The organism is Streptomyces sp. bgisy130 (assembly GCF_057708345.1).
Genome location: NZ_JBYISA010000011.1, coordinates 85,753 through 110,940, shown reverse-complemented (window position 1 = coordinate 110,940; position 25,188 = coordinate 85,753). Strand labels below are relative to the sequence as shown.

Below are 25,188 nucleotides of genomic sequence, written 5' to 3'. Positions count from 1 at the left end.
TACTCATCGCCCCCACCGGACGACAGTTCTTGAGGAAATCACCTTCCATGCTTCCTTCGCGCACCCTGAACATCGGGATTCTCGCCCACGTCGACGCGGGTAAGACCAGCCTCACCGAGCGGCTGCTGTTCGACACCGGCGCCATCGGCCGGCTCGGCAGCGTCGACGCCGGTGACACCCGCACGGACACCGGTGAGCTGGAGCGGCAGCGCGGTATCACCATCCGCTCCGCCGTCGCCTCCTTCACCGTCGGCGGCACCCAGGTCAATCTTCTCGACACCCCCGGCCACTCCGATTTCATCGCCGAGGTCGAGCGCGCGCTCGGGGTGCTCGACGGCGCAGTGCTGCTGCTGTCCGCGGTGGAGGGCGTCCAGGCCAGGACCCGGGTGCTGATGAAGACACTGCGGCGGCTGCGGCTGCCCACCCTGGTCTTCATCAACAAGATCGACCGGGCCGGCGCCCGCGGCGAGCCGCTGCTCGCCGACATCCGCCGGCTGCTGGCGCCGGTCGCCGTCCCGATGACGTCCGTGACGGGCCTGGGCACCGCGCGGGCCGCGTCCGTGCCGTACGCCCTGGAGGACCCGACGGTCCGCGAACGGATCGCGGAAGTCGTCGCCGAGGCCGATGAGTCGATCCTGGATCTGCTGGTCAGCCGGCTCCCGGGCGGGCCGGACGCGGGCGACGGCGGGCCGCCGCTGACCGCGGACCGGCTCCGTGCGGCGCTGGCCGCCCGGACCGCCGACGGCTCACTGCACCCGGTGTACTTCGGCTCCGCCCTCGGCGGCCAGGGCGTCGGCGCGCTCCTCGACGGTATGGTCCGGCTGATCCCGCCCGCACCGGCCGGTGCGGGCACCGAGCCGCGGGGCACGGTCTTCGCCGTCCATCAGCCGCCGCACGGCGAGCGGACGGCGTACCTCCGGCTCTACGCGGGCGAGTTGCGGCCACGGCAGCAGATCACCCTCCACCGGCCCGGCACGGACGGCACCGACGGCACCCTGACCGGCCGGATCACCGCCCTCCAGGTCGTCGGCCGGCCGCCCGGCGACGACGGGCCGCTCACCCCGGGCCATATCGCGGTGCTCCGCGGGCTGCCCGGCATCCGCACCGGTGACCGTCTCGGCCTGCCCGGCGACGGCCCCGCGGGCGCCGCGCTGTTCCCCTCCCCCACCCTCGAAACCCTGGTCCGGGCCCGCGTCCCGGCGCAGGCCGCCGCACTGCGCACCGCACTGCTGACGCTCGCCGACCAGGACCCGCTGCTCCAGGTCCGCCCGGCGCCCGGCGGTGCCACCTCGGTGCTGCTGCACGGCGAGGTGCAGAAGGAGATCCTGGCCGCCACCCTGCACCAGGAGCACGGCATCGAGGCCGAGTTCGCGCCGAGCCGGGTGGTGTGTGTCGAGCGGCCGTGCGGGGTCGGCGAGGCGTGCGAGGAGATCGCCCGGCACGGCCACACCGGGCCCTGGGCCACGGTCGGACTCCGGGTCGAGCCGGGCGCCCCGCACTCCGGCCCGGTCTTCGCCTACGAGACCGAACTGGGCGCCCTGCCGCACGGCTTCCACCAGGCCATCGAGGAGACGGTGCAGGCGACCCTGCGGCACGGACCGCGCGGTCTGGCGGTGACGGACTGCCGGGTGGTGCTGACCCGGTCCGGTTTCGTCGGCCCGCTCAGCACCGCCGGGGACTTCCGTACGGTCACTCCCCGGGTGCTGCGGCGCGCCCTGGAGCGGGCCGGTACCCGGGTCCACGAGCCGTATCACGCCTTCGAGGCGGAGATCCCGCTCGCCGCGCTGGCGCCGGTGACCGCCCGTCTCGCGGCGCTGGGCGCCGAGTTCGCCGAGACCATCGGCGGCCGGCACACCTGGCTGGTCAGCGGGGTCCTCCCGGCGCGCCATGTCCAGGAGTTCCAGGGGCTGTTGCCCGGTCTGACGCACGGCGAGGGGGTGTGGACCTCCGCTCCTTCGGGCGATCGTCCGGTGCGGGGGAACGCGGCACCGTAGGAGAGCGGGTCCAGGTGAGGCGGCGGCCGCCGGGCGGGAGCGGGCCGGGGCACCATGGCCCTTCCGTCGCGCGCGGCCCGGCTCAGCGCTCCGTCAGGACGTAATCCACCTGGCCGAACCGGATGTGGTCCCCGGGGCCGACCGGCACCTCGCCCACCACCCGGCGGCCGTTGACGCAGGTGCCGTTGGTGGAGCCGAGGTCACGCAGCAGCCAGCCCTTGCCGGCGCTGCGGAGTTCGGCGTGCGCACGGGAGACCGTCTCGTGGTTGAGGCGCAGACCGGAACCGGGAGCCCGCCCTATGAGCAGCGGGAGCGGGCCCGGCTCGGGCAGCAGCAGCTTCGGCAGCCGCTCCGTACGCCAGGCGCGGCGCACCCGGAGGTGGAAGGCGGACGCCCGGCCCACCATCCGCAGCACCACGCCCTGGACCTTGCCGCGGCTCGCCAAGTCAGCGGTGACCAGATCGAGTTCGGACTGCTGTTGAGCGGTCAGGACGAGTTCCAGGCGCCGCAGGAAAGTGTCCTGGGACAACCGTCCCTGCGCCGCGCCGTCACGCAGCAGGTCGAGGGCGCGTTCCCGGTCGGCGTCCGACGGCCGCGCCGGACGCGCAGGGAACTCGAGCGAAGTCATACCGGGATTCTCCGGCCACCGCGAGCCGCTGTCCAGGCGATGTGGCTGCGCAGAGCGCTGCGGCGGGCCCCTGACCTCGCCGGAACGGCCCAGCGGATGGCGCGATGTGGCGCCGCATCGCCACGTCGGACTGTCGGGCGGCGCGGCGGCGTGCTTTCGTCGGGGACCGGGACCGAACGAAGGAGGACGGCCGTGCTGTTCGAGGTGTGGGCGCCACAGGCCGGGCGGGTCGCTCTCCAGTGGGCGGGGGACCGGGCGGGCGAGCCGCCGGTCCCGATGGAGCGCGAACCCGGCCGCGCGGGCTGGTGGCGGGCCGAGGCGCCGGCCCGGGACGGGGACCGGTACGCCTTCCGGCTGGACGACCGGCCGCCGCTGCCCGATCCGCGGGCCGCCCGGCTGCCGCAGGGCCCCGGCGGGCCCGCCGCGGTCGTCGTACACGACCGGTTCGACTGGCGGCATCCGTGGCCGGGCCGCCCGCTGCCCGGTGCGGTCCTCTACGAACTGCACATCGGGACGTACACCCCCGAGGGCACCTTCGACGCCGCCGCCGCGCGGCTGCGCCACCTCGCCGACCTGGGCATCACCCATATCTCCCTGATGCCGGTCTGCCCGTTCCCCGGCACCCATGGGTGGGGCTACGACGGGGTCGCGCCCTGGGCGGTGCACGAACCGTACGGCGGGCCGGACGGGCTCAAGCGGTTCGTGGACGCGGCGCACGGGCACGGGCTGGGGGTCGTGCTCGACGTGGTGCACAACCACCTCGGCCCGTCGGGCAACCCTCTCCCGGCGTTCGGGCCGTACTTCACCGACACCCATCGGACCCCGTGGGGCGCGGCGGTCAATCTCGACGCCCCCGGTTCCGACGAGGTGCGCGCCTACTTCCTCGCCAGTGCGCTCTCCTGGCTGCGCGACTACCGGCTCGACGGACTGCGGCTGGACGCCGTGCACGCACTGCACGACAACCGCTCCCCGCACTTCCTGGCCGCGCTGTCCGCCGCCGTCGACGCGCTGGCCCGGCGGCTGGGGCGCCCGCTGTTCCTGGTCGCCGAGTCCGATCTCAACGATCCGCGCACCACCGCGCCCCGGGCGGACGGCGGGCACGGGCTGCACGCCCAGTGGAACGACGACTTCCACCACGCCCTGCACACCGCGCTCACCGGCGAATCCCAGGGCTATTACGCGGACTTCGCGCGGGCCCCGCTCGCCGCCCTCGCCAAGACGCTGACCGGCGGCTTCTTCCACGACGGTACGCACTCCGCCTTCCGCGGCCGGCGGCACGGCGCACCGCTCGATCTGCGGGTGACCCCCGCGTACCGGCTGCTGGCCTACGCCCAGACACACGACCAGATCGGCAACCGCGCGCTCGGCGACCGGCTCGCCGCCGGGCTCTCCCCCGGACTGCTCGCCTGCGCCGCCACGCTGGTGCTGTGCGCGCCGTTCACCCCGATGCTGTTCATGGGCGAGGAGTGGGGCGCGACCACCCCGTGGCAGTACTTCACCGATCACCAGGACCCGGAGCTGGCGGAGGCCGTACGGGAGGGGCGGCGGCGCGAGTTCACCGCGCACGAGTGGGCCGGTGACGCCGGGGACTGGCCCGACCCGCAGGACCCGGCGACCCGCGACCGCTGCGTCCTGGACTGGACCGAACCGGCCCGGGAGCCGCACACCGCCCTGCTGGCCTGGCATCGCACCCTGCTGACGCTCCGTCATGAGCTGCCCCCGCTGACCGACCCGGACCCGCGGCACACCGCCGTCCACTACGACGAGGCGGCCCGCTGGCTCCTGCTGCGGCGCGGCCCGCTACGGGTGGCGGTCAATCTCGCGCCGGACACCACGGCCGCCGTCCCGGTCGGCGACGACGACGGCGGCGGGGCCGGACTCCAGGCCCTGGCCGGCTGGCCCGGCGCCCGGCTCCCCGACGCGGACGGGGTGCTGCGCCTGCCGCCGGAATCGGCGGTGGTGCTGGGGCCCTGAGGGGAGTCCCGTCATCCCTGGCGGGCGCAGCCCTGGAGCGGTGTCGCTCAGTGCGAGAACTCCGAGACGAACGCCGCGCAGAAGGCCTCCAGATCGGCCGGCTTCCGGCTGGTGATCAGGGTGTTCGGGCCGGCGGTGCAGATCTTGACCTGCTCGTCGACCCAGGTACCGCCCGCGTTACGGATGTCGGTCCGCAGGCTCGGCCAGGAGGTCAGTGTGCGGCCCCGCACCACATCGGCCTCGATCAGCGTCCACGGCGCATGGCAGATCGCGGCCACCGGCCGTCCGGCGTCGAAGAAGGACTTGATGAACGCCACGGCCCGCCGGTCCAGCCGCAGGGCGTCCGGGTTGGCGACCCCGCCGGGCAGCACCAGCCCGTCGAAGTCCGCCGCGGTCGCCTCGTCCACCGTCAGATCGACGGGGAAGGTGTCCGCCTTGTCGAGGTGGTGGTACGCCTGCACCTTGCCCGTGTGGGTGGAGACCAGCGTCGGGCCGCCGCCCGCGTCGGTCACCGCCTGCCACGGCCGGGTCAGCTCGACCTCTTCGGTGCCCTCCGGAGCCACCAGAAACGCCGCCTGCATACCGAGCTCACGTCCCTTCGTCGGGTCGCGAAGCGGGGAGGGGCCCCGCTCCCACACCTCTCGACCATAACGGCCCACCGGGCCCTCGCTCATCCGCGGGACGGGGCGGTGTTCCCGGCCCCGGGCGGCCCGGTGCACAGCTGCCGCCGCCGGTCGGCCGCGCCGTCCACCGGCCGCCCGAAACCGCTGGTCAGACGGGCCGGCCGGTCTCCCGAGTGTCCATCACCGGGCCCGCTGCTGGACACTGTGTCCATGCCCCTGCATATCTCCGACCTGCTCGCCCGGCCCGATCTCCGGCTGTCGGTCACCTACGACGTGCCGCCGCGGCTGCTGGCCCGCACCATCGAAGCGGCGACGGTCTCGGACCTCCCGGCGCCGGGAAAGTGGCTCCAGGGCGGCGAACTCCTCATGACCATCGGCCTGTTGCTGCCGCAGGAGCCGGCCACATGCCGGGCATACGTGCGGGACGTGGCCGAGGGCGGGGCGGCCTGTCTGGCGCTCGGGCTGGGGCAGGGGCTGCCGTACCAGGAGGCGCCGGAACCGCTGGTGACCGCGGCCGGGGAGGCCGGGCTGCCGCTGCTGACGGTGCCGGACGGGGTGCCGTTCATCGCCGTCACCAAGGCGGTCTTCGAGGCCCGGGCCGAGGAGCAGCGGGACCGGCTTCAGCGGGCGTTCGCGACCCAGCGGCGGCTGACGGCCGCGGCGACCGGCGACGGGCTGCGGCCGATGCTGGCGGAGTGGACTGCCGCCACCGGGGTCGGCGCGGCGGTGTTCGACCCGCTGGGGCGGCTGCTCGCGGCGGGTGAGCGGGCGCAGCGGACGCCGCCGGCACCGGCCCGGGACCTGCTCGAACGGGTCGCCGCGCGCGGACTGCGCGGCAGCGCGTCCAGCACGGCCGCCGGGCAGCAGCTGGAGGTGCAGCCGCTGGGGGCGCGCCGGCTGCGCGGGCTGCTGCTGCTCACCGGCCGCCCGGACGACGCCGCCCGTTCGGTCGTTCCCGGCCTGGTCTCGCTGCTCTCGCTGGAGCTGGAGCGGCGTCACCTGCGCGATGAGCCGGAGCGCCGCCGCCGGTCGGCGCTGCTGTCGGAGCTGCTGGCGGAGGAGGATCCGGCCGCCGGGCGGGCCCGGGACATGCTGCGTTCGGTGGGGCTGACGGCCGAGCGGGTGCGCGGGGTCGTGGTGGCGGCGGAGGGTGGCGCGGGCGACCGTGGGACCTCCGCCGCGCCGGGGTCCGGGGCGGGGGCGGCGGACGGCGCCGCGCAGGAGATGGCCGCCGATCTGGCGCTGGCGATGCCCGGTGGCCTGGTCAGGGTGGTGGACGAGGCGCCGGGCGCGGTCATCGAGGCGGTGGTCGGCGAGGATCTGGACATCCGCGATGTGCTCGCCCGTTTCGCCCCGGGCTGCCCGGCCGGCATCGGCCCGGCCACCGCCCCCGAAGCGGTACGGGTATCCGTGCGCCAGGCGGCCGGCCTGCTCGCCGTCAGCCGGGCGAGCGGCGAGCCCGCGGAGGCCCGGCAGAGCCAGGCCAGCCGACTGCTGCTCGACCTGGGCGACCGCCGGACGCTGCACGGCTACGCCGACACCGTGCTCGGCCCGCTCGATCTCGCGGACAACGGCGAGGAGTTGACCGCCACCCTCGCGGCCTGGCTGGAGACCGGCGGCGCCTGGGACGCCACCAGCCGGCGCCTCGGCGTCCACCGGCACACCGTCCGCAACCGCCTCGACAAGGCCATGGACCTCACCGGCCGCCGCCTCGACGACCCCGACGACCGCTTCGACCTGTGGCTGGCCACCCGCATCCGCCGCGGCGACGCCGCCCCCACCGGCACCGACGGCCGGCCGGCACCGCCCTCAGGGCGGTGATGCGGGGCACCTCCCCTTAGGGGGTGTCCTAGGGGGTGTCCGCAGGGGGTGTCCGCGCTTCACTCTCGCGCCCGCACCGTCTTTACTTCGATGATGACCTACGAGATCCGCACCCCCACGCCCGGCGCCGCCGGGCCCGCCGCCGGCTCCTCGCACGGCGGCGGTCGCGGCAGGTTGGTGGCCGTCAGCGATCTGCACGTCCGCTACAAGGAGAACCGCGACATCGTCGAGGGGCTGAGGCCCGAGTCCGACGACGACTGGCTGCTGGTCGCCGGCGACGTCGGGGAGTTCGTCTCCGACATCCGCTGGGCGCTGTCACTGCTCAGCAGCCGGTTCGCCCAGGTGGTGTGGGTGCCCGGCAATCACGAGCTGTGGACCCCGGCCCAGGACCCGGTGCAGCTGCGCGGCGTGGAACGCTATGAGCATCTGGTGGACATCTGCCGGGAATTGGGCGTGCTCACCCCCGAGGACCCCTACCCGGTGTGGGAAGGCGCCGGCGGTCCCGTCGTCATCGCACCGCTGTTCCTCCTCTACGACTACACCTTCCGGCAGCCGGGGACGACGTCCAAGAAGGAGGCGCTCGCCCGGGCCGAGAAGGCCGGGGTGGTCTGCACCGACGAGCACTTCCTGCACCCGGACCCGTATCCCACCCGGGAGGCGTGGTGCCGGGCGCGGGTGGCCGAAACCGAGGCCCGGCTCGCCGCCGTTCCGGAGGAGTTGCCCACGGTGCTCGTCAACCACTGGCCGGTGGTGCGCGAGCCCACCCGGCCCCTGTGGTACCCGGACTTCGCGCTGTGGTGCGGTACGGAGGCGACCGCGGACTGGCCGCGCCGCTTCCGTGCCGCCGCCGTCGTGTACGGCCATCTCCACATCCCGCGGCTGCTGACGCTGGACGGCGTGCCGCACCAGGAGGTCTCGCTCGGCTATCCGCGGGAATGGCAGCGCCGGGCCGCCGCGCCGGGCCGCCCGGTCCAGATCCTGCCCCAGCCGGCCACGGTCGCCTCCGGCACCCCCGGGAGCCCCGCATGATCGAGAAGCTGCTGCCGGCCCCGGTCAGGACCGCCGAGGCCTTCGAGGACGCGCCGCTGTCCGAGATGTTCCCCGAGGAGCGGGCGCAGGTGGCCAACGCCGTGCCCAAGCGGCAGCGGGAGTTCGGCACCGTACGCGGCTGCGCCCGCCGGGCCCTGGCCGAGCTGGGCTTCGCCCCCGCGCCGCTGATCCCCGGCCCCAACCGGGAGCCGCAGTGGCCGGACGGCGTCGTCGGCGCCATGACGCACTGCGCCGGCTACCGCGCCGTGGCGGTGGCCCGCGCGGGAGAGGTACGGACGATCGGCCTGGACGCGGAGCCCAATCTGCCGGTGAACGACCCCGGGGTGGTCGACCTCGTCACCCTCCCCGAGGAGCGCGCCCAGCTCCGCCGGCTGGCCGCGCTCCAGCCCGAAGTCTGCTGGGACCGCCTGGTGTTCAGCGCGAAGGAGAGCGTCTACAAGGCGTGGTACCCCCTCACCCGCCGCTGGCTCGACTTCGAGGAGGCGCTGCTCACCCTCGACCCGACGAACGCCACCTTCACCGCGCGGCTGCTCGTCCCCGGGCCGGTGGTCGACGGCAGGGAACTCACCGAGTTCAGCGGCCGGTGGCTCGTCGGTTCGGGGCTGGTGGTGACGGCGGTCGTGGAAATGGTGTGACGGTGCGGCCGCGGGGGCGGCAGGTGTCCCCGCGGCCCATCCGGTGTCAAATGACGCACCGGCAGCGGGGTACTCGTAGACCGTGGGGTATTTTTCATGGCCCGTCAGGACGTTGAAGGGTCATCAGCCCACTCATGCAAGAGCACTGCGACACCACCGGTGGGACCGCGCCCTCCGACACCGAGCTGGTCCGGCGTATCCGTGCGGCGGCCGAGCCCGGCGGCCGGCTGTCGGCCGGCCCGTATGGCGCCCCGGTTCCGGACGGCGAGGCCGGCGCGGGCGAGGAAGCCCTCAACGAGTTCCACCGCCGGCACTACGCCGCCGTACTGGCCTACGCCCGCGCCTGCTGCCGGTCCTCCCAGGCGGCGGCCGATCTGACCAAGGAAGCCATCAACGGCGTCCTGCACTCCCCCGGCCCGGAGGAGGCTTCCGACCCGGCCTGGCGGGACAGCCTGCTGGCGGCGGTGCGCCACACCGCCGCCGCCTGGCACCAGCACTCCCGGAACACCGAGCTGCGCGACGATTTCGCGTCCTGGCTGGCCGCCCAGCCGGGGGAAGGCCCCGGTCCCGCGGACGGCGACCGGCCGGCCCCGGCCGGCGCCGGCGGCGTGCCCACGGCCGGGATGAGCTTCTCGGGGACGGTCCCGTCCGCCGCGCCGGACCGGCCCCGGCGGACGTGGTTCTCACCGGCGCGGATCACCCTGCTCGCGGTCGCCGTGGCCGTCCTGGCCGGTGTCGCGATATCCGCCGGCCCGCTGTTCGGCCCGTCGCGGCACGCTGCCGAGGCCGGCGGCCCCGCACCCTCCGGACGCACGTCGGCGCCCGCTCCGGACCAGACGCCGTCCGCCCCGCCCAAGGGCTCGGCGAGCGCCTCCCGCTCGGCGTCCAGCTCCCCGGACCCCACCCGCAGCGCGGCCTCCAAGCATCCGAAGCCGCGGCACCCGTCGCCCGACAAGCCCTCGCGCTCCGCGAGCCCGGGCCACAAGACCAAACCGCCGGCGCACACCACCTCGCTGACCGACCGGCAGCCGGTCGCCACCAGCGACAGCTACGCGCCCGCGCGGCTGAACAGCAGCATCGACGGCCATCCGCTCACCATCCAGGGAGCCGTATACGCGCAGGGTCTGGGCGCGCACGCCGACAGCCAGATGCTCTACGACCTCGGCGGCTCCTGCTCCGCCCTCACCGTGGATGTGGGCGTCGATGACGAGGTGGGCGCGAACGGCTCCGTGGTCTTCCAGATCTACCGGGACAGCACCCTGGTCGCCGACAGCGGACTGATGACGGTCGACCAGCCCGCCAAGCGCCTCACCGCGGATCTCTCCGGCGGCAGCCAGCTGCGGCTCGTGGTCACCAACGGCGGCAACGGGAACAACTCCGACCACGCCGACTGGGGCGGCCCCCAGCTCACCTGCCGCTGATCCGGCCGCCCACGCCTCGTCAGGATCCTGACCGGCCCCTACCGGCCCTTGGTGACCGCGCTGAGGCCGCGGTCCAGGGCGGAGTCCGGGAGGAGTCGCGACAGCGTCGCAGCCGCCCACGCATCGGTGCCGACGCAGTAGCGGGTCCGGGGCCGCGGGGCGGTCAGCGCCCGGAAGACGGTACGTGCGAAGTCCTCCGGCCGGGTGTTGCTCGACTGCGCCCGCTGCTCATTCATCCGCAGGAACTGTTCGAAGGGCGCCCGGTAGCGGCCGGCGATGTCTTCGGGGGCCTTGTTCAGGATCTCCTCACCGGCCTCCCGCACCTTGTCCCAGATCGGGGTCGCGATCGCGCCCGGCTTCACGACCGAGACCGAGACGCCGAAGGGCCGCAGCTCGCGGCGGAACGCGTCGCTCATTCCCTCCTTCGCGAATTGCCCCGCCGCATAGGCGCCGAGGTAGGGCATCGCCACACTGCCCACACCCGAGGAGATGTTGACGATGCGCCCGCGGCTCCGGCGCAGCTGCGGCAGGAAAGCCTGGGTGACGGCGACCGTACCGACGACATTGGTGTCCAGCTGCTGTCGCAGCCGTTCGGGCGGCACACACTCCAGGGGTGCCGAGAGGCAGGTACCGGCGTTGTTCACCAGCGCCCACACGCCCTGCACGCCCACGGACTCGGCGACCTCCGCGGCAGCCGCCCGGAGGGACTCCTCACCGGTCACGTCCATGAGGACCGGCCGCAGCCGCGCGGAGGACGCCTCGGCACGCAGCCGCGCGCCGTCCTCGGTCCGGCGCACTCCGGCGAAGACGCGGAAGCCGCGCCGTTCCAGGTGGAGTGCGCAGTTCTTGCCGAGTCCGGAGGAGGCGCCGGTGATGACGACGGCGCGTCCGGCCGGATCCAGGAGCTTGGGCTGCCAGTTGAGCACTTCGTTCTCTTTCGGTGGTGGGGTATACCGCCTGGGCGACCGGTCAGGCGGAGGCGTCGGACACGTGGGACGCGTGGGACTCGGTTGACACCGCGGACAGCACGGTGCGTACGGACATATCGGCTATCTGGTGGGCGCGCGGTGCCGGAACGATTCCCTCGATGTAGCTGAAGTTCCAGGAGAGTTGGCCGTGACTGGTGATGGCGGTTGCCACGACGGCGCCCGTCACCGAGATGCCCGCGACGACCTGGGTACCGGAGACGCGCCAAGGGCCCACCCGGTCGGGGACGGCATAGCGGCCGAGATTGGAGAGGCACAGGTTGATCGGGCCCTGTTCGTCCATGTACCGCATGAAGGTGTCGTCATCGGCCGATGTCCTGGGCCCTGCCCGGTCCAGCAGGTTGACCAGGGCCAGGTGTTCCCCGCGCTGCCGGCGGTCCGACAGGTCGCGGCTGATGGCGCCGGCCATGGGCCACAGTGGCATGCCGGGCCGGTAGAGGACGCGGGAGGGGAGGGTGGCCGCATAGGTGCCGGCCTCACCGTAGGAGACGGCGGGGTCCAGTTCGGCGCGGAAGTCGAGCGGGGAACCGATCGAGAAGTGGGCCGGTTCCGGCGTCCCCGCCTCCAGGGCGACGGCGGTCACCATGGCGGCGGCCAGGGCTCCGTGCACCGTGACCTCGTGCCGCTTGCAGGCACCCACGAGCAGCTCCAGTTCCCCGGCGGTGAGGGACCTGTGCACCAGCCGGGTGCGCCGCCGGTCGAAGGGGACCGGCCGGCTCGGGACAATACGCCGTGGCCGCAGTCGACGGGCTTCCTCCTCATCACGCTCCATCAGGGCCGTGAGAGCGGCGGCGCCGGCCTCCCCCCGGTGTGGGCGCGGAAGCAGGTCTTCCGCGGCAGGCAGCGCCCGGTGTGACGTACCTGGCGGCTGCTCGCCGGTGCTCAGCCGCGCGGCGATGTCGACCCACTCCCCGAGCAGGGACAGGCCCGTCATGCCGTCGGCTATGCAGTGCGCTGCCGTGAAGAGCAGGTCGTGCACGTCCTCCCCGTGCTCCGCACCCTCCCGTGTGATCACGGCGGCCCGGACCAGGGGCCCGGTGCGCCAGTCCAGGCCCTCGGCGAGCTCGCGCTCGTCGACCTCGCGTTGCCAGCGCGCGTCGGCCCCGGCCTCTCCGGCCGGCACCTGGACGTGCCGCAGCGGAATCGGCCGCCCGCCCACCGGACGGAACGCGGGGGCCGCTCCCTCCTCGTCACCGCTGATCGCGACGCGCAGCAGCGGGTGCCGGGACTGGAGGATGTCCAGGGCGCGACGCAACAGGGGCAGCTCCAGGGCCCCGTGGACCCGGGTGCGGTTGACGCCGTGGAGCGGTGAGGTCCGGTCCGCGGTCCAGTACCAGCGCTCCAGGGGGCTCAGCTTCCGCCGGACGCGTGGTTCGGGGTCCGGGATGCCGGGGAAAGTGAGCGCTTCCTCCTGCTGGCGGACCAGTTCCTGCCGGGGCGTCAGCCGGAAGTAGTCGTCCCGGACCTGCCGGTGTTCGGGAGTGTCGGCCTGTTCGAGGTCGCTCATCGACCGGGACGCGGCGACCATGGCCCGGGTGCGGTCGCGGCGGCGGTCCTCGTACGTCCGCAGCGCGAGCGGCAGGTCGTCGCGCGCCCCGGGCTCGGCCAGGGTGTGGGCCAGGACCACGGCGTCTTCGATCGCCATGCCCGAACCCTGGCCGAGGGTGGTCAGCATGGGGTGCGCGGCGTCGCCGAGCAGGGTGACCGGACCGTCGCCCCAGCGTTCCAGGAAGGTGCGGTCGCGGGAGGGCACGGCGAGGATGTCCCCGGGTGGGGTGGCTTCGATCACGGCCGTCACCTCGTCGGCCCAGCCCGCGTAGGCCTGCGTGATCTCGCCCTTGGTGCCGTCCCAGGCGTGCGAGCGGTCGGCGGGCATGTTCATGGTGCCCCACCAGTAGTAGCGGCCGTGGCCGATGTCGATGAGGCCGAAGCGCTGTCCGCTGCCCCAGTAGTGGCGCACGCTGCCCGGGGCGAGGACGGGGTGGTCGAAGGGGACGATGCCGAGCCAGCAGACATAGCCGCTGTCCTGTGACGTCTCCGGCCCGACGAGCCGGGTGCGTACGGCCGAGTGGAATCCGTCGGCGCCCACGAGGATGTCGCCGTGCGCCGAACTCCCGTCCTCGAAGCGGACGGTGACGCCGGTGTCGTCGGTCTCGAAGCCGGTCGCGACGGCGCCCAGGTGGATGGGGCAGTCCGCGGCCGCGTCCAGCAGGGCCTCCTGAAGGTCCGAGCGGCTCAGGCAGACACTGGGCGCGCCGACCGTCTCGCAGACCTCTTTGAACGGCAGGTCCCTGATGTCCCGGCCGCGGTGGTCCATGACCGTGAAGGACTCCACGGCCTGGCCCCGCTTTTCCAGGCCGAGGTCGATGCCCAGCGTGCTGAGCGCGGTGAGGGCGTTGGACATGATCGACAGGCCGGAACCGGCGGCACGCAGCTCGGTGGCGCGCTCGTACACCGTCACGTCGATGCCGACCCGCCGGAGGGCGATGGCGCACGCCAGTCCGCCGATACCGGCTCCGATGACGATGGCCTGCACAGGCTGGTTCCTCCTGCTTTCCGGGCTTCTTGACATGGCGTCAGTTCTCCTCGTGGGATCGGGCGTGGGAGCCGGCCGGGCCGGCACCGATCAGGTCCGCGACCGTTTTCGCCACGTGGGCCACATACGGTTCTTCCATGATCGTGAGGTGGTCACCGGGCACGTCGATGACCTGGAGCGGGCCGTCGGTCATATCGCTCCAGCCGTTGGTCCGGTCCTCGTGGCGGCTTCCGGCGGCGCCGTGCATCGTGGCGAGGACGTCCGGCAGCGGCTCCATGGCGCGGATCAGGGTGACCCCCTGGCCGGCAGCCTCGGGCCGATAGTCCAGCGCCGCCTGCCAGTTCGCCTGATAGACGCGGAAGAGCCGGCGTATGACGGCGCCCGAACTGCCGGCCGGCAGCACACCCGCATCGGTCGCGAGACGGGCGATGAAGTCGAACTTCTCGTCCAGCGAGGACAGTTCGTCCGGGATGACCTCCATCGGGGAGTCGCCGCCGCGCTCCAGCCAGAGCAGTTCCCAGAAGAACCACCCCAGCAGCGCGTCGTCGTCGTGACGGTGGCGCTCTCCCTGGCTCAGCGCGGTGGTGTCCAGGAGCACCAGCCTGGCCACGTCCTCCCCCGATGCCCGCAGCCGCCGGGCGATCTCGAAGGCGACGAAGCCGCCGAAGGACCATCCGGCGATGGCGTACGGGCCGTATGGCTGCACCGTCCGCATCGCGGCGATATAGCTGTCCGCGATCTCCTCGACGGTGCGCAGCGGCCTGGTGCCGGGGTCCGCCCCGGCCGCCTGGAGCGCGTACAGCGGCTGATCGTCCGGGAGGTGCCGGGCGAAGCGTACGTAGCACAGGACGTTGCCGCCCATGGGATGGACCATGAACAGCGGCGTGCGGGTGCCCTCCGGCCGGATCGGCACCAGAGGGTCGTACGCGGCGACCGCGCCGCCTGCGCGCAGCCGCGCGGCGAGCCCGGCCACGGTGGGGGTGGCGATGAACTCCGCCAGCGGGATGTTCACCTCGTAGCGCTGCTCGATCCGGACCACCAGCCGCATCGCGGTGAGTGAGGTGCCGCCCAGGTCGAAGAGGCTGTCGCGCACGCCGACGGCGGGCAACTGCAGCAGGTCCGCCAGCATCTCCGCCACGCCACGTTCGTAGGCGTCGCCCGGCCCGGACCCGGCGACTTCGGCGGTGGCGGTGAGCGGGAGCCCGCGCAGGGCGGCGTCGTCCCGCTTCCCGCTGGGGGTCAGCGGCAGCTGCGTCACCCATTGCAGATGGGAGGGGACCATGTGGTCGGGCAGCGTGGTGCGCAGCTGCCGGCGGATACCGGCCAGATCCGCGGCGGTGCCGTCGCCGACGAGGAAGGCCGCGAGGAGACTCTCGCCGTTCTCGTGCCGCCGGGCCACCACCGCGACATCGCGCAGGCCCGGGTACTGCCCGGCGAGATCGGTGACGGCCAGCTCCACCTCGGCGAGTTCGACGCGGAAGCCGCGCACCTTGACCTGTGTGTCGGCCCGGCCGGCGTACGCGATCGTCCCGTCGGCCAGCACCAGGCCGAGGTCCCCGGTGTCGTACAGCCGGTGGCCCTCGTCCGCGAAGGGATGCGCGACGAAGCGTTCCTTGGTGAGGTCGGGGCGGCCTTCGTAGCCGTCGGCCAGGCAGCTGCCGCCGAGGTAGATGGTGCCGCGCGCGCCGGCGGGCACCGGGCGCAGCCGGTCGTCCAGCACATGTGCCTCGGCGCCGTCGACGGGGCGTCCGATCGGGGGCAGCATGGGGAACGCGGCCGGGTCCCCGGTCATGGTCCAGGCGGTGGCGACATGGGTCTCCGTCGGCCCGTACTGGTTCTCCAGGACGGCGCCCGGGAGTGCGGCGCACAGCCTGCGGATCTCCTGGGTGACGCGCAGCTGTTCGCCGGAGGAGATCAGCACCCGGAGGGCACTCGGGGTGATGTGCAACGCCTGGGCGGTTTCGGCCAGTTGCTGGAGCGCCACATAGGGCAGGAAGATCCGCTCGATGCCCGCGCGGTCGATCAGCCGCAGCAGCTCCGGCATATCGCGCCGCTCGGCGTCGCTCACCAGATGCAGCGTGCCGCCGGAGCACAGGGTGGAGAAGATCTCCTGGAAGGAGACGTCGAAGCTCAGCGGCGCGTACTGGAGGGTGACGCCGCCGACGGCGCCGCTGGTGGCCCGGGTCTGCCAGGCCACCAGACCGGCCAGGGAGCGGTGCGGCATGGCCACGCCCTTGGGCGTGCCGGTGGAGCCCGAGGTGAACAGGACATAGGCGGTGTTGTCGGCGGGGATCTCTGCCGGAGGGTCCGCGAGGGGGCCGGTGGCCGGCCCGGTGACCGACTCGGCGGGCAGCACCAGCGACGGGTCGCCGACGAGATGGGCATGGGGAGCGTGTGCGATGACGCGGAAGGGCCGGGCCTGTTCCAGCATCGCGGCCAGCCGCTGGGCGGGGTAGCCGACATCCAGCGGCAGCACGGCGCAGCCGGCCCGCAGCACACCCAGGATCACCGCGATCGTCTGCGGTGCGCGGTCCATCGCGATCCCGATCCGGGCACGGGGCGGGGCACCGAGCGCGCACAGCTGCCCGGCCACCCGGTCGGCCGCCTCGGCCAGCCGTGCGTAGCTCCACCGCTCCTCCCCCCTCGCCAGGGCCGTCGCGTCCGGGGTGTGGGCAGCCTGCCACGTGAAGCGTTCGACGACGCCGGGCAGGGGCGTGGCAGGGGCGAGGACCGGCCGGTCGGCGAGGAAGGCGAAGCCGGGCTCCGCCTGCGGGTCCGCCACCATCCTCCGCAGGATCTTCCGGTAGCCGTCGGCGAAGAGGCGGGCCTGGTCGGCGGAGAATCCGTCACCGTCGCAGTCGATCCGCAGCCACACGCGTCCGCCGTCCGGTTCGGTGACCGCGTTCACCAGGAGCCGGAAGCCGGTCTCTTCCCAGGTGCGGAACTCCCGCAGCCGCACGCCCGGCAGGCCGAGGACCTCGTTCAGCTGGTGGAAGTGCACATAGTTGAAGGCGGTGTCCAGGACGGGGCCGCCGTGGTCCTCCTGGATGGCACTCAGTGGGTAGCGGCGGTGAGGGTGGCCGTCCTGTTCCTGCCGGAAGGCCTCGCGCGCCACGTCCAGCCATGCGGCCTGCGCCACGTCGAGACGCAGCGGGACCGTGTTCAGGAAGAGCCCGGCGGTGCGTTCCGCGTGGGCGAGCTCGGGCCGTCCGTGGGTGATCAGTCCGGTGGTCACGTCGTGGGTGCCGTCAGCCCCGGCAGACCCGTCGAGCATGGCCAGCGTCAGGCAGTGCGCCGCGAAGAGCACGGACTTCATGGGCAGGTGGTGTGCGGAGGCGAACTGCCGTACCTGTGCGACCAGGTCGTCGGCCAGGTCGGCGCGGTACACGGCCGGCTCGTGGCCGGTGCCGGGCAGATGCGGCCGGAACGCTTCGATCTGCAGGGGTTCGCAGCCGGCCAGCTTCTCCTTCCAGTACTGCCGGGTCTCCGCGGACCCGAGGGCGGCCAGCTCCTCCTGTACGTGGCAGGCCGGCGAGGGCGATGCCGTGCCGTCGACGGGGCCGATGCCCAGCCCCAAGCCGTGCGCGTAGTCCTGGAGGAGTTCCTGAAGGAGGTTCGCCACGCTGCCGCCGTCGAGCAGTGCGTGGTGGAAGCTGAGGACCAGGTCGACGGCCTCGGGCCGGACGTGTGCCCGGCAGAGGTACAGCGGCGCCCGTTCGAAGACGTAGGGGTGACAGCGGCGTTCCTCGATGTGCGCGCGGACCTCGGCGTCGGCCGCGGCGCTGTCGAGCGCGCGCAGATCGACGATGTCCAGGCCACCGGGCGCCTGAGAGCGGACGATCTGCATCGGCTCGGAGCAGCCCACCAGGTCGAAGGCGGAGCGGAGCGCCGGATGCCGTGCCACCAGTCCCTCGAAAGACCGCCGGAACGCGTCCTCGTCCCAGGGGAGTTCGAGGGTGTACTGGAAGACGTCCTTGTACGTGGCGGAGTTCTCGTGCTTGCGGCTGTCGTAGAGCAGGCCGAGCTGGAGCCGGGTGAGCGGCCAGGCGTCCTCGGCGCCTTCCAGACGGGCCCGGTCCACGCCGGACACCAGGGCGAACGGGGCGAGGGCCGCAGCGTTCCCCGGCGCTGTCAGGCTCTCGACGCATGCGGCCAGCCCCGAGACCGTCGGGTTGCGGAGGAGGTCGGTGAGGGAGAAGCGCAGGCCCCGCGCCTCGGCCTCGGCACGCACCTTGAGCATGAGGATCGAGTCCCCGCCGAGCGCGAAGTAGTCGTCCTGGATGCCGACGGTCTCCCGGCCCAGCACCCTGGCCCAGATCTCCATCAGGGCGGCCTCGATGGGGTTGTGCGGCTGCCCGCCGGTGGCCGGGGTCATGGTGTCCTGGAGCGGGGGCAGCGCACGGCGATCGGCCTTTCCGTTGGGGGTCAGCGGAAGGGCGTCGATCCGTACGAAGCCGGCCGGGATCATGAACGCCGGCAGCGTCCGCGCGAGCAGTCCGCGCAGCGTCGCGGGGTCGATGGCGGCGTCGGCGACGTAGTAACCGGCGAGATGGGTGCCGCGCGCGGCGGTGGTGTGGTCGACGACGAGGGCGTCGCGGACGCCGGGGACCGCGCACAGGGCGCCCGCCACCTCACCCAGCTCCACCCGGTTTCCCCGGATCTTGACCTGGCCGTCGATCCGCCCGAGGTACTCCAGGGTCCCGTCCGCCAGCCATCGTGCGAGGTCGCCGGTGCGGTAGAGGCGGTCGCCCGGCAGGAACGGGTCGGCGATGAACTTCTCGGCGGTCAGTTCCGGGCGGTCCAGATAGCCCCGGGCGACACCCGCTCCACCGATGCACAGCTCACCGGCGACGCCCACCGGCTGCGGCAGATCGTCGGCTCCCAGTACGTACAGCCGGGTGTTGTCGATCGGCCGGCCGATCGGGACCCGTGCGACGGTCCGGGCGGGATCGGCCGGGCAGTCGTAGTACGAGACGTCGACCGTGGCCTCGGTCGGTCCGTACAGGTTCACCAGCCGTACGGGGCACTCCGCGCCGGGTGTGCCGGATATGCCGGACATACCGAAGATGCTGTTGAACTGCTCGACCCGTGCCGGTGGCAGGGCCTCGCCGCTGCAGAAGACGTACCGCAAGGAACTCACGTCCTCGCGCCCCTCGGGTATCGCCTGGAGCAGGTCGAGGAACGGGCCGAGCATCGAGGGCACGAAGTGCACGGCGCTGACCCGCTGTTCCCGTATGGTCCGCAGGATCTCCCGCGGATCCTGCTGGCCGCCGGGCGGCAACAGGGCCACCGCGGCGCCCTCGACGGCCCACCAGAACAGCTCCCACACCGAGACATCGAAGGAGACCGGCGTCTTCTGCAGCAAGACATCGTTGTCTCCCAAGGGATAGCGACGCTGCATCCACGCGAGGCGGTTGACCACGCTGTGGTGCTCCACCATCACGCCCTTGGGCCGGCCGGTCGAGCCGGAGGTGTAGATGACATAGGCCAGATCGCGGGAGCCGGCGAGCGGCGGGAGCGGGGCACCGCTGCCGTGCAGCAGCTCCTCGACGTGCCGCACCGTCGCCCCGTCGGCCACACCCGTGGTGGGGCCGTCGCCGTCCACGATCACCACCTTGGCGCGGCTGTCCGCCAGCAGGAACCGCACCCGTTCGGCCGGGTAGCCGGGGTCCACCGGTACGTAGGCGCCACCGGCCTTCAGCGTGCCGAGGAGCGCCACCAGCAGCCAGGGCCCCCGCTCCATCATCACCGCGACCCGGTCGTCCGGGCCGACGCCCTCGTCCCGCAGGGCACGGGCGACCCGGTTGGCCCGCTCGTTCAGTTCGGCGTAGGTCAGGGTCTCGCCCGTGGCGCCGACGACGGCGATCTGCCCGGGGCGGCGGGCGGCCTGCCCCTCGAACAGGCCGTGGAGCGTGGCCTCGTCCGCATAGGGCACCGTCGGACCGTGGCTGCGCACCGCGGTGAGGTCCTCGTATTCGGCGGGCTCCAGCATCGGGACGGCCGACGCGGGCCGGTCCAGCATGTCCACGCCGTGCTCGATCAGTGTCCTGAGGTGGCCGGCGACCGAGGCGATGGGCAGGTCCTCGTCGAAGACGTCGAGGGCGTAGTCCAGGTCGATGTGGATGTCGGCCGTGTCGTCGAAGGCGCACACCATGACGCCCAGGGCGTCCTGTTCGTGCGACGGGGCCATCATGGCCGTCTGCCGTTCGACTCCCGGTATCGGTGCCGGCCGCGGCCAGTGCAGGTAGGAGACCGTCACATCGAAGAGCTGGCGGGGGCCGGCCGACGTGGGCAGTTCACGCAGGACGTCGCCCAGCGACAGCCGTTCGTGGCGCCTTAGCGCACGGGTCGCGTTCTGGGTGTCGGCGACCAGCTCCCGCACCGTCCGCCCGCCGTGTGCCGCGACCCGCAGCGGAAGGGTGTTGGCGAACTGGCCGAGGACGTCCTTGTGGTGGTCCTCCGGCCGGTTGAGGAAGGGAATGCCGAGGACCGCCTCCTCGCTGCGGTGCAGCCGCGTCAGCCAGGTGCCGAACATGGCGGTGAGGTACGCGAACGGGGAGAGGCCGGCGGCGCGGACGCGGTCGACGAGCCGGCCCTCGAAGACGAACGAGTGGCGGCCGCGCCCGCTGCCGTCCGCCGTGCGCGGGAAGAGCGCGGGCGCCACACCGGCGAGGGCTTCCCGGTGGAAGGCACGGTCCCGCTCGCTGTCGGCGCCGCCCCGGTAGGCGGCTTCCTCCTCGACGAACGCGAGGTAGGAGGACGGCTCTCGACGGGCGGTGGACTCCCGGCCGGCACCCGTGGCCCGCGCGAAGTCGTCGAGAATCTCGTGGCTCAGCCGGTCGACGGTCCAGCCGTCGGCGATGATGTGGTGCGCCTTGATGTGCAGATGCGTGACGTCCGGGCTCTCCACCAGGAGGGTGGCTTCGACCAGCGTGCCGCCGTCCGTGAGCGGCAGTGCCGTCGCCATCGAGCGCCGCATCCACTCGACGCACGCGATGTCCGGTTCAGGCTCTTGACCGAGGTCGACCCTGCTGACCCGGACGCTCTCGCCCGCCACCCACTGGAAAGGCTCCCCCGCGTTCTCGCCGAACCGCATCCGGAAGGTCGCGTGGCGGTACAGCGCGCGCTCGGCGCAGTCGGCGAGCGCGTCATGGTCGACGCCGCCGCGCAGACGTTCGTGGAGGACGCAGTTGAACTGCGGTGATTCCGGAGCCTGTAACCCGGCGGCCCAGATATCCCGTTGATACGCCGTCAGCGGACTCGTGGGGTCTTTGTCCACCCGCACCTGCGTTCCATGGAGAGCTGCGCCGGCAGCCGCGGTCCTCTTCATGATCGACATCATGACTACCCGCGAGTAAAAACCCAGCAAATCCGGATGGCGACGGGGCAGAAGGGGATGAAATCGCGCCAAGGGCTGCGAGCGTCCCTCCGCAGCACATATCAAACCCGGCAGTTCGGCGATCCACCGGAGTGGTCCGTTCCGTCGGCCGGAGTGAGACGCTCCTTTACGGCCTCGCCGCACCACCCGGAAAGTTGTCCGAATCCATGGCATTCACGGCGGCGCCTCCCGGCGGCTCCCCGAGGCCCACCGACCTGGGAAGCTGCCGGAGGTGGCTGCGGGAACGCATCAGCCGGCCGTGTCGATCACCGCTCTCAGCCCTCGTCGGGGGTCAGCCGCAGCGAGATCGAGTTGATGCAGTACCGCTGGTCGGTGGGGGTGGGGTACCCCTCGCCCTCGAAGACGTGCCCCAGGTGCGAGCCGCAGCGGGCGCACCGTACTTCGGTCCGCACCATGCCGTGGGAGTTGTCGGGGATGAGCTCCACGGCGTCCGAGTCGCGGGCGTCGTAGAAGGACGGCCAGCCGCAGTGGCTCTCGAACTTGGTGTCGGAGCGGAAGAGCTCGGCACCGCAGGCTCGGCAGGAGTAGACACCCTCGGTCTTGGTGTCGGTGTATTCGCCGACGAAGGCGGGCTCGGTGCCGGCCTGGCGGAGCACCTGATACTCCGCGGGGCTCAGCTCGGCGCGCCACTGCTCGTCGGGCTTGTCGATCTCGTACGGCATCCGGGTCTCCTCAGCTCAGCTGCCCAGGCGGGACAGGATGGCGGGGCCGAGGTCGGTCACATCGCCCGCGCCCATGGTGAGAACAAGGTCACCGGGCTTCGCCATTCCGGCGATGACCTCCGGGACGGCGGCCTGGTCGTGCTCGGGGGTGACATCGGCGCCCGCGGCGCGCGCGGCGTCGATGATCAGGGCGCTGGTGATGCCCGGGACCGGGTCCTCCCGCGCCGGGTAGATGTCCAGCACGACGGAGGCGTCGGCGAGGGCGAGTGCCTGGCCCATCTCCGTGCCCAGCTCCTGGGTGCGGGAGAAGAGGTGCGGCTGGAAGACGACCAGTACCCGGGCGCCCTCGGCGGCGCCGCGGATCGCTTCCAGGTCGGCGGTCATCTCCGTGGGGTGGTGCGCGTAGGAGTCGATGACCTGCACACCGGCCGCCTCGCCCTTGAGCTGGAGGCGGCGCTTGACGCCGGTGTACTTGCCGAGCGCGGAGGCGAGGTTGTGCGGCGGGAGGCCCAGGGCGACGCCGGCGGCCAGCGCGGCGACGGCGTTGTGGGCGTAGTGCCGGCCGGGGACGGAGACCGTGAAGGTGAGGATCTTGCCGCTGGTCAGGGTGACGGTGACATCGCTGGTCAGGCCGCGGGGGTTGACCTTGAGGATGCGGACGTCGGCGTCCTCGGACTCGCCGTAGGTGACGACCTCGATGTCGTAGCGGCCGGAGATGCGTGCGGTCAGCTCGCGGGCGCCGGGCTGGTCGGCGGCGATGACCAGGGTGCCGCCGGGGCGGATGCGGCCGACGAAGGTCTCGAAGGACTCGTAGATCTCGTCCATCGAGGCGTAGTTGGCGTGGTGGTCCAGCTCCACGTTGAGGATGATGGCGACCTCGGGGGCGTACTTGTGGAAGCTGCGGTCGCTCTCGTCGGCCTCGGCGACGAAGATCTCGCCGGTGCCGTGCTCCGCGTTGGACCCGGGGGCGTCGAGGTCGCCGCCGATGGCGTAGGACGGCTTGAGGCCGAGGGCGCCGAGGGAGACGGCGAGCATGGAGGTCGTCGTCGTCTTGCCATGGGTGCCCGCCACGGCGATGGGGCGCAGGCCGTCCATGAGGGAGGCGAGGGCGTCGGAGCGGTGCACGACAGGGATGCCGCGCTCATGGGCGGCGGCCAGCTCGGGGTTGTCGGGGCGGATCGCGGAGGAGACGACGACGCTGGTGGCGTCCTCGGCGAGATGCCCGGCGGCGTGGCCGATGTGGACCGTGGCGCCGAGGGCGCGCAGGGCCTGGGCGGTCGCAGAGTCCTTGGCGTCGCTGCCCGCCACCCGGGCGCCGCGCTGCGCAAGGATCTTGGCGATGCCCGACATACCGGCTCCCCCGATGCCGATGAAGTGCGGCCGGTCCATCGAGGCTGGGATGGCGGGTGCCATGGGCGGGTCTCCCTGATGTCGATCGTCGCGAGCGGTGGTGCGGTGGTTCTGTCGTGCTGTCGATGATTCTCGCACCCGGCACCGACAGCGCCGGTCCACGGATCCCGGCCGGGTGCGGGCTCCGGTGCCGGGCCGGAGGTCAGCGGCGGATCAGGCCCTGTGCGGTGGCGGCGGCGACCGCGGACGTACGGGAGTCCACGCCCAGCTTGGAGTAAATGTGGACGAGGTGGGACTTGACGGTCGCCTGGCTGAGGAAGAGCTGTTTGCTGATCGCGGCGTTCGACAGACCGTCGGCGACGAGCTGGAGGACCTCGGTCTCGCGGCGGGAGAGCGCGGTGGCGGGGGTCCGCATCCGGTCCATGAGGCGCAGCGCGACGGTGGGGGCGAGCGCCGACTTCCCGGCGGCGGCGGTGCGCACCGCGGCGGCCAGCTCCTCCGGCGGGGCGTCCTTGAGGAGGTAGCCGGTGGCGCCGGCCTCGATGGCGGCGAGGATGTCGGCGTCGGTGTCGTAGGTGGTCAGGACCAGGACGCGCGGGGCGCCGGGGGCGGCGGCGATCGCGGCGGTGGCCTGGGAGCCGAGCATCAAGCCGCCGAACTGGAGGTCCATGAGGACCACGTCGACGTCGAGCCGTGCGGCCAGGCCGACGGCCTGCTCGGCGGTGGGCACATCGGCGACGATCTCGAAGTCCTCCTCGGTCTCCAGGACGGCACGCAGTCCGGCGCGGACCACGGGGTGGTCGTCGGCGAGCAGCAGCCGGATGCGCCGGGGAGGTGCGGCAGGGGCCGGGAGCTCCGGGGAGTCCGACGCGGTCATGAGGCGGCCTCCGGTGCGGCGTCGGGCGCGGGGACGGGGACGGGCAGGGTGACGGCGACCGCGGTGCCCTCCCCCGGGGCGGACTCGACGACGAGGGTGCCCTGGAGGGCGCGGGCCCGGGCGCGCATCGCGGCGAGACCGAAGCCGGTGCCGGGGACCGCGGCGGAGCCGGGGGCGGGCACCTCGGCGGGGACGAAGCCGGTGCCGTCGTCGACGATGTCCAGTGCGACCTCGGTGTCCATGTAGCTGAGGGTCAGCTCGACGCGGCCCGCGGCGGCGTGCCGGACGGTGTTGCCGAGCGCGGACTGGGCGATGCGCAGTAGCGCCACCTCGTGCGGGGTGGGCAGCGCGGTGGGCGCGCCGGAGACCTGGCAGTGCACGGCGAGGCCGGAGGCCCGGGCGGTGGTGGCACAGACCCGTTCCAGGGCGGCGGGCAGCGATCCGGCCTCCAGATCGGGCGGGCTGAGCGCGCGGACGAAGCGGCGTGCCTCGGCGAGGTTGTCGACGGCGGCGGTGCGGGCCTGCCGGACGTGGCCGAGGGCGGTGCCGGGCCGCTCCGGCAGGGCGCGCTCGGCGGCCCGCAGCAGCAGCTGGATGCTGGACAGGCCCTGCGCGAGGGTGTCGTGGATCTCGCGGGCCAGCCGTTCGCGTTCGGCGAGCACACCGGCGGCGTGTTCGGCGTCGGCCAGTTCGCCGCGGGTCGCGGTGAGCTCCTCGATGAGGCGGCGGCGCTGTTCGCTCTCCCGGTAGAGGGCCTCGTAGCCGAGGACGACGGCGACCGCGACGGCAGCGCCCAGGGCCGGGCCGAGCACCGTACCGACGCTCAGGGTGTGGGTGTGCCAGCCGAACCCGGCGATGGCGGCCAGGGTGGTGGCCGCGACCGCGGGCAGGGCCCAGCGCGGCGGCAGCAGATGCAGCTGGACGAAGAAGAGCGGGAAGGCCACCCAGACGCCGTCCGGGGTGAGGGCCAGCAGGACCAGCCAGACCAGGGCCACGGCGGCGAGCCAGAGGGCCGCGGCGCCGGTGGAGGTGCGCAGCCGGGGCAGCCGGGGGCCGGTGACGTAGAGCGCGCACAGCACCACCGCGGCGGCGAGCACGGCGGGGGCGTCGGGGGTGCGGTCGGCCACCGCCCGTACGGCGGCGAGCGCGAGCAGCGCGGCCACCATCAGATGCAGGCAGCTGCGCAGGGCCCGCAGGACGGGGGTGAGGGAGTGAGCGGTCACGGCTTCTTC

Annotated in this window: 15 protein-coding genes; 6 read left to right on the top strand and 9 right to left on the bottom strand. The window is 73.2% G+C overall.

The window, feature by feature from the left end:
• Positions 1 to 47: 47 nt before the first annotated feature.
• Complete coding sequence (otr(A), locus tag AC3EUV_RS17235; protein WP_435603260.1) at positions 48 to 1,994, top strand: tetracycline resistance ribosomal protection protein Otr(A); 1,947 nt, start codon at positions 48 to 50, stop codon at positions 1,992 to 1,994.
• A gap of 82 nt (positions 1,995 to 2,076) precedes the next feature.
• Here the strand turns inward: otr(A) and AC3EUV_RS17230 are convergent, their stop codons facing one another.
• Positions 2,077 to 2,622, bottom strand: a complete 546-nt coding sequence (locus tag AC3EUV_RS17230) for an FHA domain-containing protein (RefSeq protein ID WP_235467078.1) — start codon at positions 2,620 to 2,622, stop codon at positions 2,077 to 2,079.
• Positions 2,623 to 2,814: 192 nt separating this feature from the next.
• Between AC3EUV_RS17230 and treZ the strand changes: the two genes are divergently transcribed.
• Entirely contained in the window at positions 2,815 to 4,596 is a 1,782-nt protein-coding gene (treZ, locus tag AC3EUV_RS17225) for a malto-oligosyltrehalose trehalohydrolase (RefSeq protein ID WP_432142739.1), read from the top strand.
• Positions 4,597 to 4,643: 47 nt separating this feature from the next.
• On the opposite strand, the gene AC3EUV_RS17220 is transcribed toward treZ, so the two are convergent.
• On the bottom strand, positions 4,644 to 5,177 hold the full coding sequence (locus AC3EUV_RS17220) for a type 1 glutamine amidotransferase domain-containing protein (RefSeq protein ID WP_432142846.1): 534 nt from the start codon (positions 5,175 to 5,177) through the stop codon (positions 4,644 to 4,646).
• Positions 5,178 to 5,429: 252 nt separating this feature from the next.
• Here AC3EUV_RS17220 and AC3EUV_RS17215 point away from each other — a divergent pair, with 252 nt between their 5' ends.
• From AC3EUV_RS17215 to AC3EUV_RS17200, 4 genes are all read left to right on the top strand, one after another.
• Positions 5,430 to 7,040 carry a PucR family transcriptional regulator gene (locus AC3EUV_RS17215; protein ID WP_435603259.1) on the top strand — a complete coding sequence of 537 codons (1,611 nt, stop codon included), beginning with the start codon at positions 5,430 to 5,432 and terminating at the stop codon, positions 7,038 to 7,040.
• A 93-nt stretch (positions 7,041 to 7,133) separates the two neighbouring features.
• Positions 7,134 to 8,069, top strand: coding sequence for a metallophosphoesterase family protein (locus tag AC3EUV_RS17210; RefSeq protein ID WP_432142741.1), 936 nt, complete (start codon positions 7,134 to 7,136; stop codon positions 8,067 to 8,069).
• Complete coding sequence (locus AC3EUV_RS17205; RefSeq protein ID WP_432142742.1) at positions 8,066 to 8,725, top strand: 4'-phosphopantetheinyl transferase family protein; 660 nt, start codon at positions 8,066 to 8,068, stop codon at positions 8,723 to 8,725. Before AC3EUV_RS17210 ends, AC3EUV_RS17205 begins: the two co-directional genes overlap by 4 nt.
• 134 nt (positions 8,726 to 8,859) lie before the next feature.
• Positions 8,860 to 10,146, top strand: a complete 1,287-nt coding sequence (locus AC3EUV_RS17200) for an NPCBM/NEW2 domain-containing protein (protein WP_435603258.1) — start codon at positions 8,860 to 8,862, stop codon at positions 10,144 to 10,146.
• 38 nt (positions 10,147 to 10,184) lie between these two features.
• On the opposite strand, the gene AC3EUV_RS17195 is transcribed toward AC3EUV_RS17200, so the two are convergent.
• The 7 genes from AC3EUV_RS17195 to AC3EUV_RS17165 all read right to left on the bottom strand — a co-directional run bounded on the left by AC3EUV_RS17195 (position 10,185) and on the right by AC3EUV_RS17165 (position 25,122).
• Positions 10,185 to 11,072, bottom strand: coding sequence for an SDR family oxidoreductase (locus AC3EUV_RS17195; RefSeq protein ID WP_435603257.1), 888 nt, complete (start codon positions 11,070 to 11,072; stop codon positions 10,185 to 10,187).
• A 43-nt stretch (positions 11,073 to 11,115) separates the two neighbouring features.
• A complete protein-coding gene (locus AC3EUV_RS17190) occupies positions 11,116 to 13,668 on the bottom strand; it encodes an FAD-dependent monooxygenase (RefSeq protein ID WP_435603256.1) in 2,553 nt (850 codons plus the stop codon).
• A 40-nt stretch (positions 13,669 to 13,708) separates the two neighbouring features.
• Positions 13,709 to 20,998, bottom strand: coding sequence for an amino acid adenylation domain-containing protein (locus AC3EUV_RS17185; protein WP_435603255.1), 7,290 nt, complete (start codon positions 20,996 to 20,998; stop codon positions 13,709 to 13,711).
• Between the two features lie 323 nt (positions 20,999 to 21,321).
• A complete protein-coding gene (gene msrB / locus AC3EUV_RS17180) occupies positions 21,322 to 21,729 on the bottom strand; it encodes a peptide-methionine (R)-S-oxide reductase MsrB (protein ID WP_432142747.1) in 408 nt (135 codons plus the stop codon).
• A 15-nt stretch (positions 21,730 to 21,744) separates the two neighbouring features.
• On the bottom strand, positions 21,745 to 23,142 hold the full coding sequence (murC, locus tag AC3EUV_RS17175; RefSeq protein WP_432142748.1) for a UDP-N-acetylmuramate--L-alanine ligase: 1,398 nt from the start codon (positions 23,140 to 23,142) through the stop codon (positions 21,745 to 21,747).
• 139 nt (positions 23,143 to 23,281) lie between these two features.
• Positions 23,282 to 23,956: a response regulator gene (locus AC3EUV_RS17170; protein WP_435603254.1), complete on the bottom strand. Its 675-nt coding sequence runs from the start codon at positions 23,954 to 23,956 to the stop codon at positions 23,282 to 23,284.
• On the bottom strand, positions 23,953 to 25,122 hold the full coding sequence (locus AC3EUV_RS17165; protein ID WP_432142847.1) for a sensor histidine kinase: 1,170 nt from the start codon (positions 25,120 to 25,122) through the stop codon (positions 23,953 to 23,955). Before AC3EUV_RS17165 ends, AC3EUV_RS17170 begins: the two co-directional genes overlap by 4 nt.
• Positions 25,123 to 25,188: the final 66 nt, after the last annotated feature.

Excerpts from the sequence above, each read along its gene's own strand:
- AC3EUV_RS17165 (WP_432142847.1), bottom strand. The coding sequence starts at position 25,122 with ATGGTGGCCGCGCTGCTCGCGCTCGCCGCCGTACGGGCGGTGGCCGAC.
- AC3EUV_RS17215 (WP_435603259.1), top strand. The coding sequence starts at position 5,430 with ATGCCCCTGCATATCTCCGACCTGCTCGCCCGGCCCGATCTCCGGCTG.
- AC3EUV_RS17210 (WP_432142741.1), top strand. The coding sequence starts at position 7,134 with ATGACCTACGAGATCCGCACCCCCACGCCCGGCGCCGCCGGGCCCGCC.
- murC (WP_432142748.1), bottom strand. The coding sequence starts at position 23,142 with ATGGCACCCGCCATCCCAGCCTCGATGGACCGGCCGCACTTCATCGGC.
- AC3EUV_RS17185 (WP_435603255.1), bottom strand. The coding sequence starts at position 20,998 with ATGAAGAGGACCGCGGCTGCCGGCGCAGCTCTCCATGGAACGCAGGTG.
- msrB (WP_432142747.1), bottom strand. The coding sequence starts at position 21,729 with ATGCCGTACGAGATCGACAAGCCCGACGAGCAGTGGCGCGCCGAGCTG.
- AC3EUV_RS17170 (WP_435603254.1), bottom strand. The coding sequence starts at position 23,956 with ATGACCGCGTCGGACTCCCCGGAGCTCCCGGCCCCTGCCGCACCTCCC.
- AC3EUV_RS17220 (WP_432142846.1), bottom strand. The coding sequence starts at position 5,177 with ATGCAGGCGGCGTTTCTGGTGGCTCCGGAGGGCACCGAAGAGGTCGAG.
- AC3EUV_RS17230 (WP_235467078.1), bottom strand. The coding sequence starts at position 2,622 with ATGACTTCGCTCGAGTTCCCTGCGCGTCCGGCGCGGCCGTCGGACGCC.
- AC3EUV_RS17205 (WP_432142742.1), top strand. The coding sequence starts at position 8,066 with ATGATCGAGAAGCTGCTGCCGGCCCCGGTCAGGACCGCCGAGGCCTTC.
- AC3EUV_RS17200 (WP_435603258.1), top strand. The coding sequence starts at position 8,860 with ATGCAAGAGCACTGCGACACCACCGGTGGGACCGCGCCCTCCGACACC.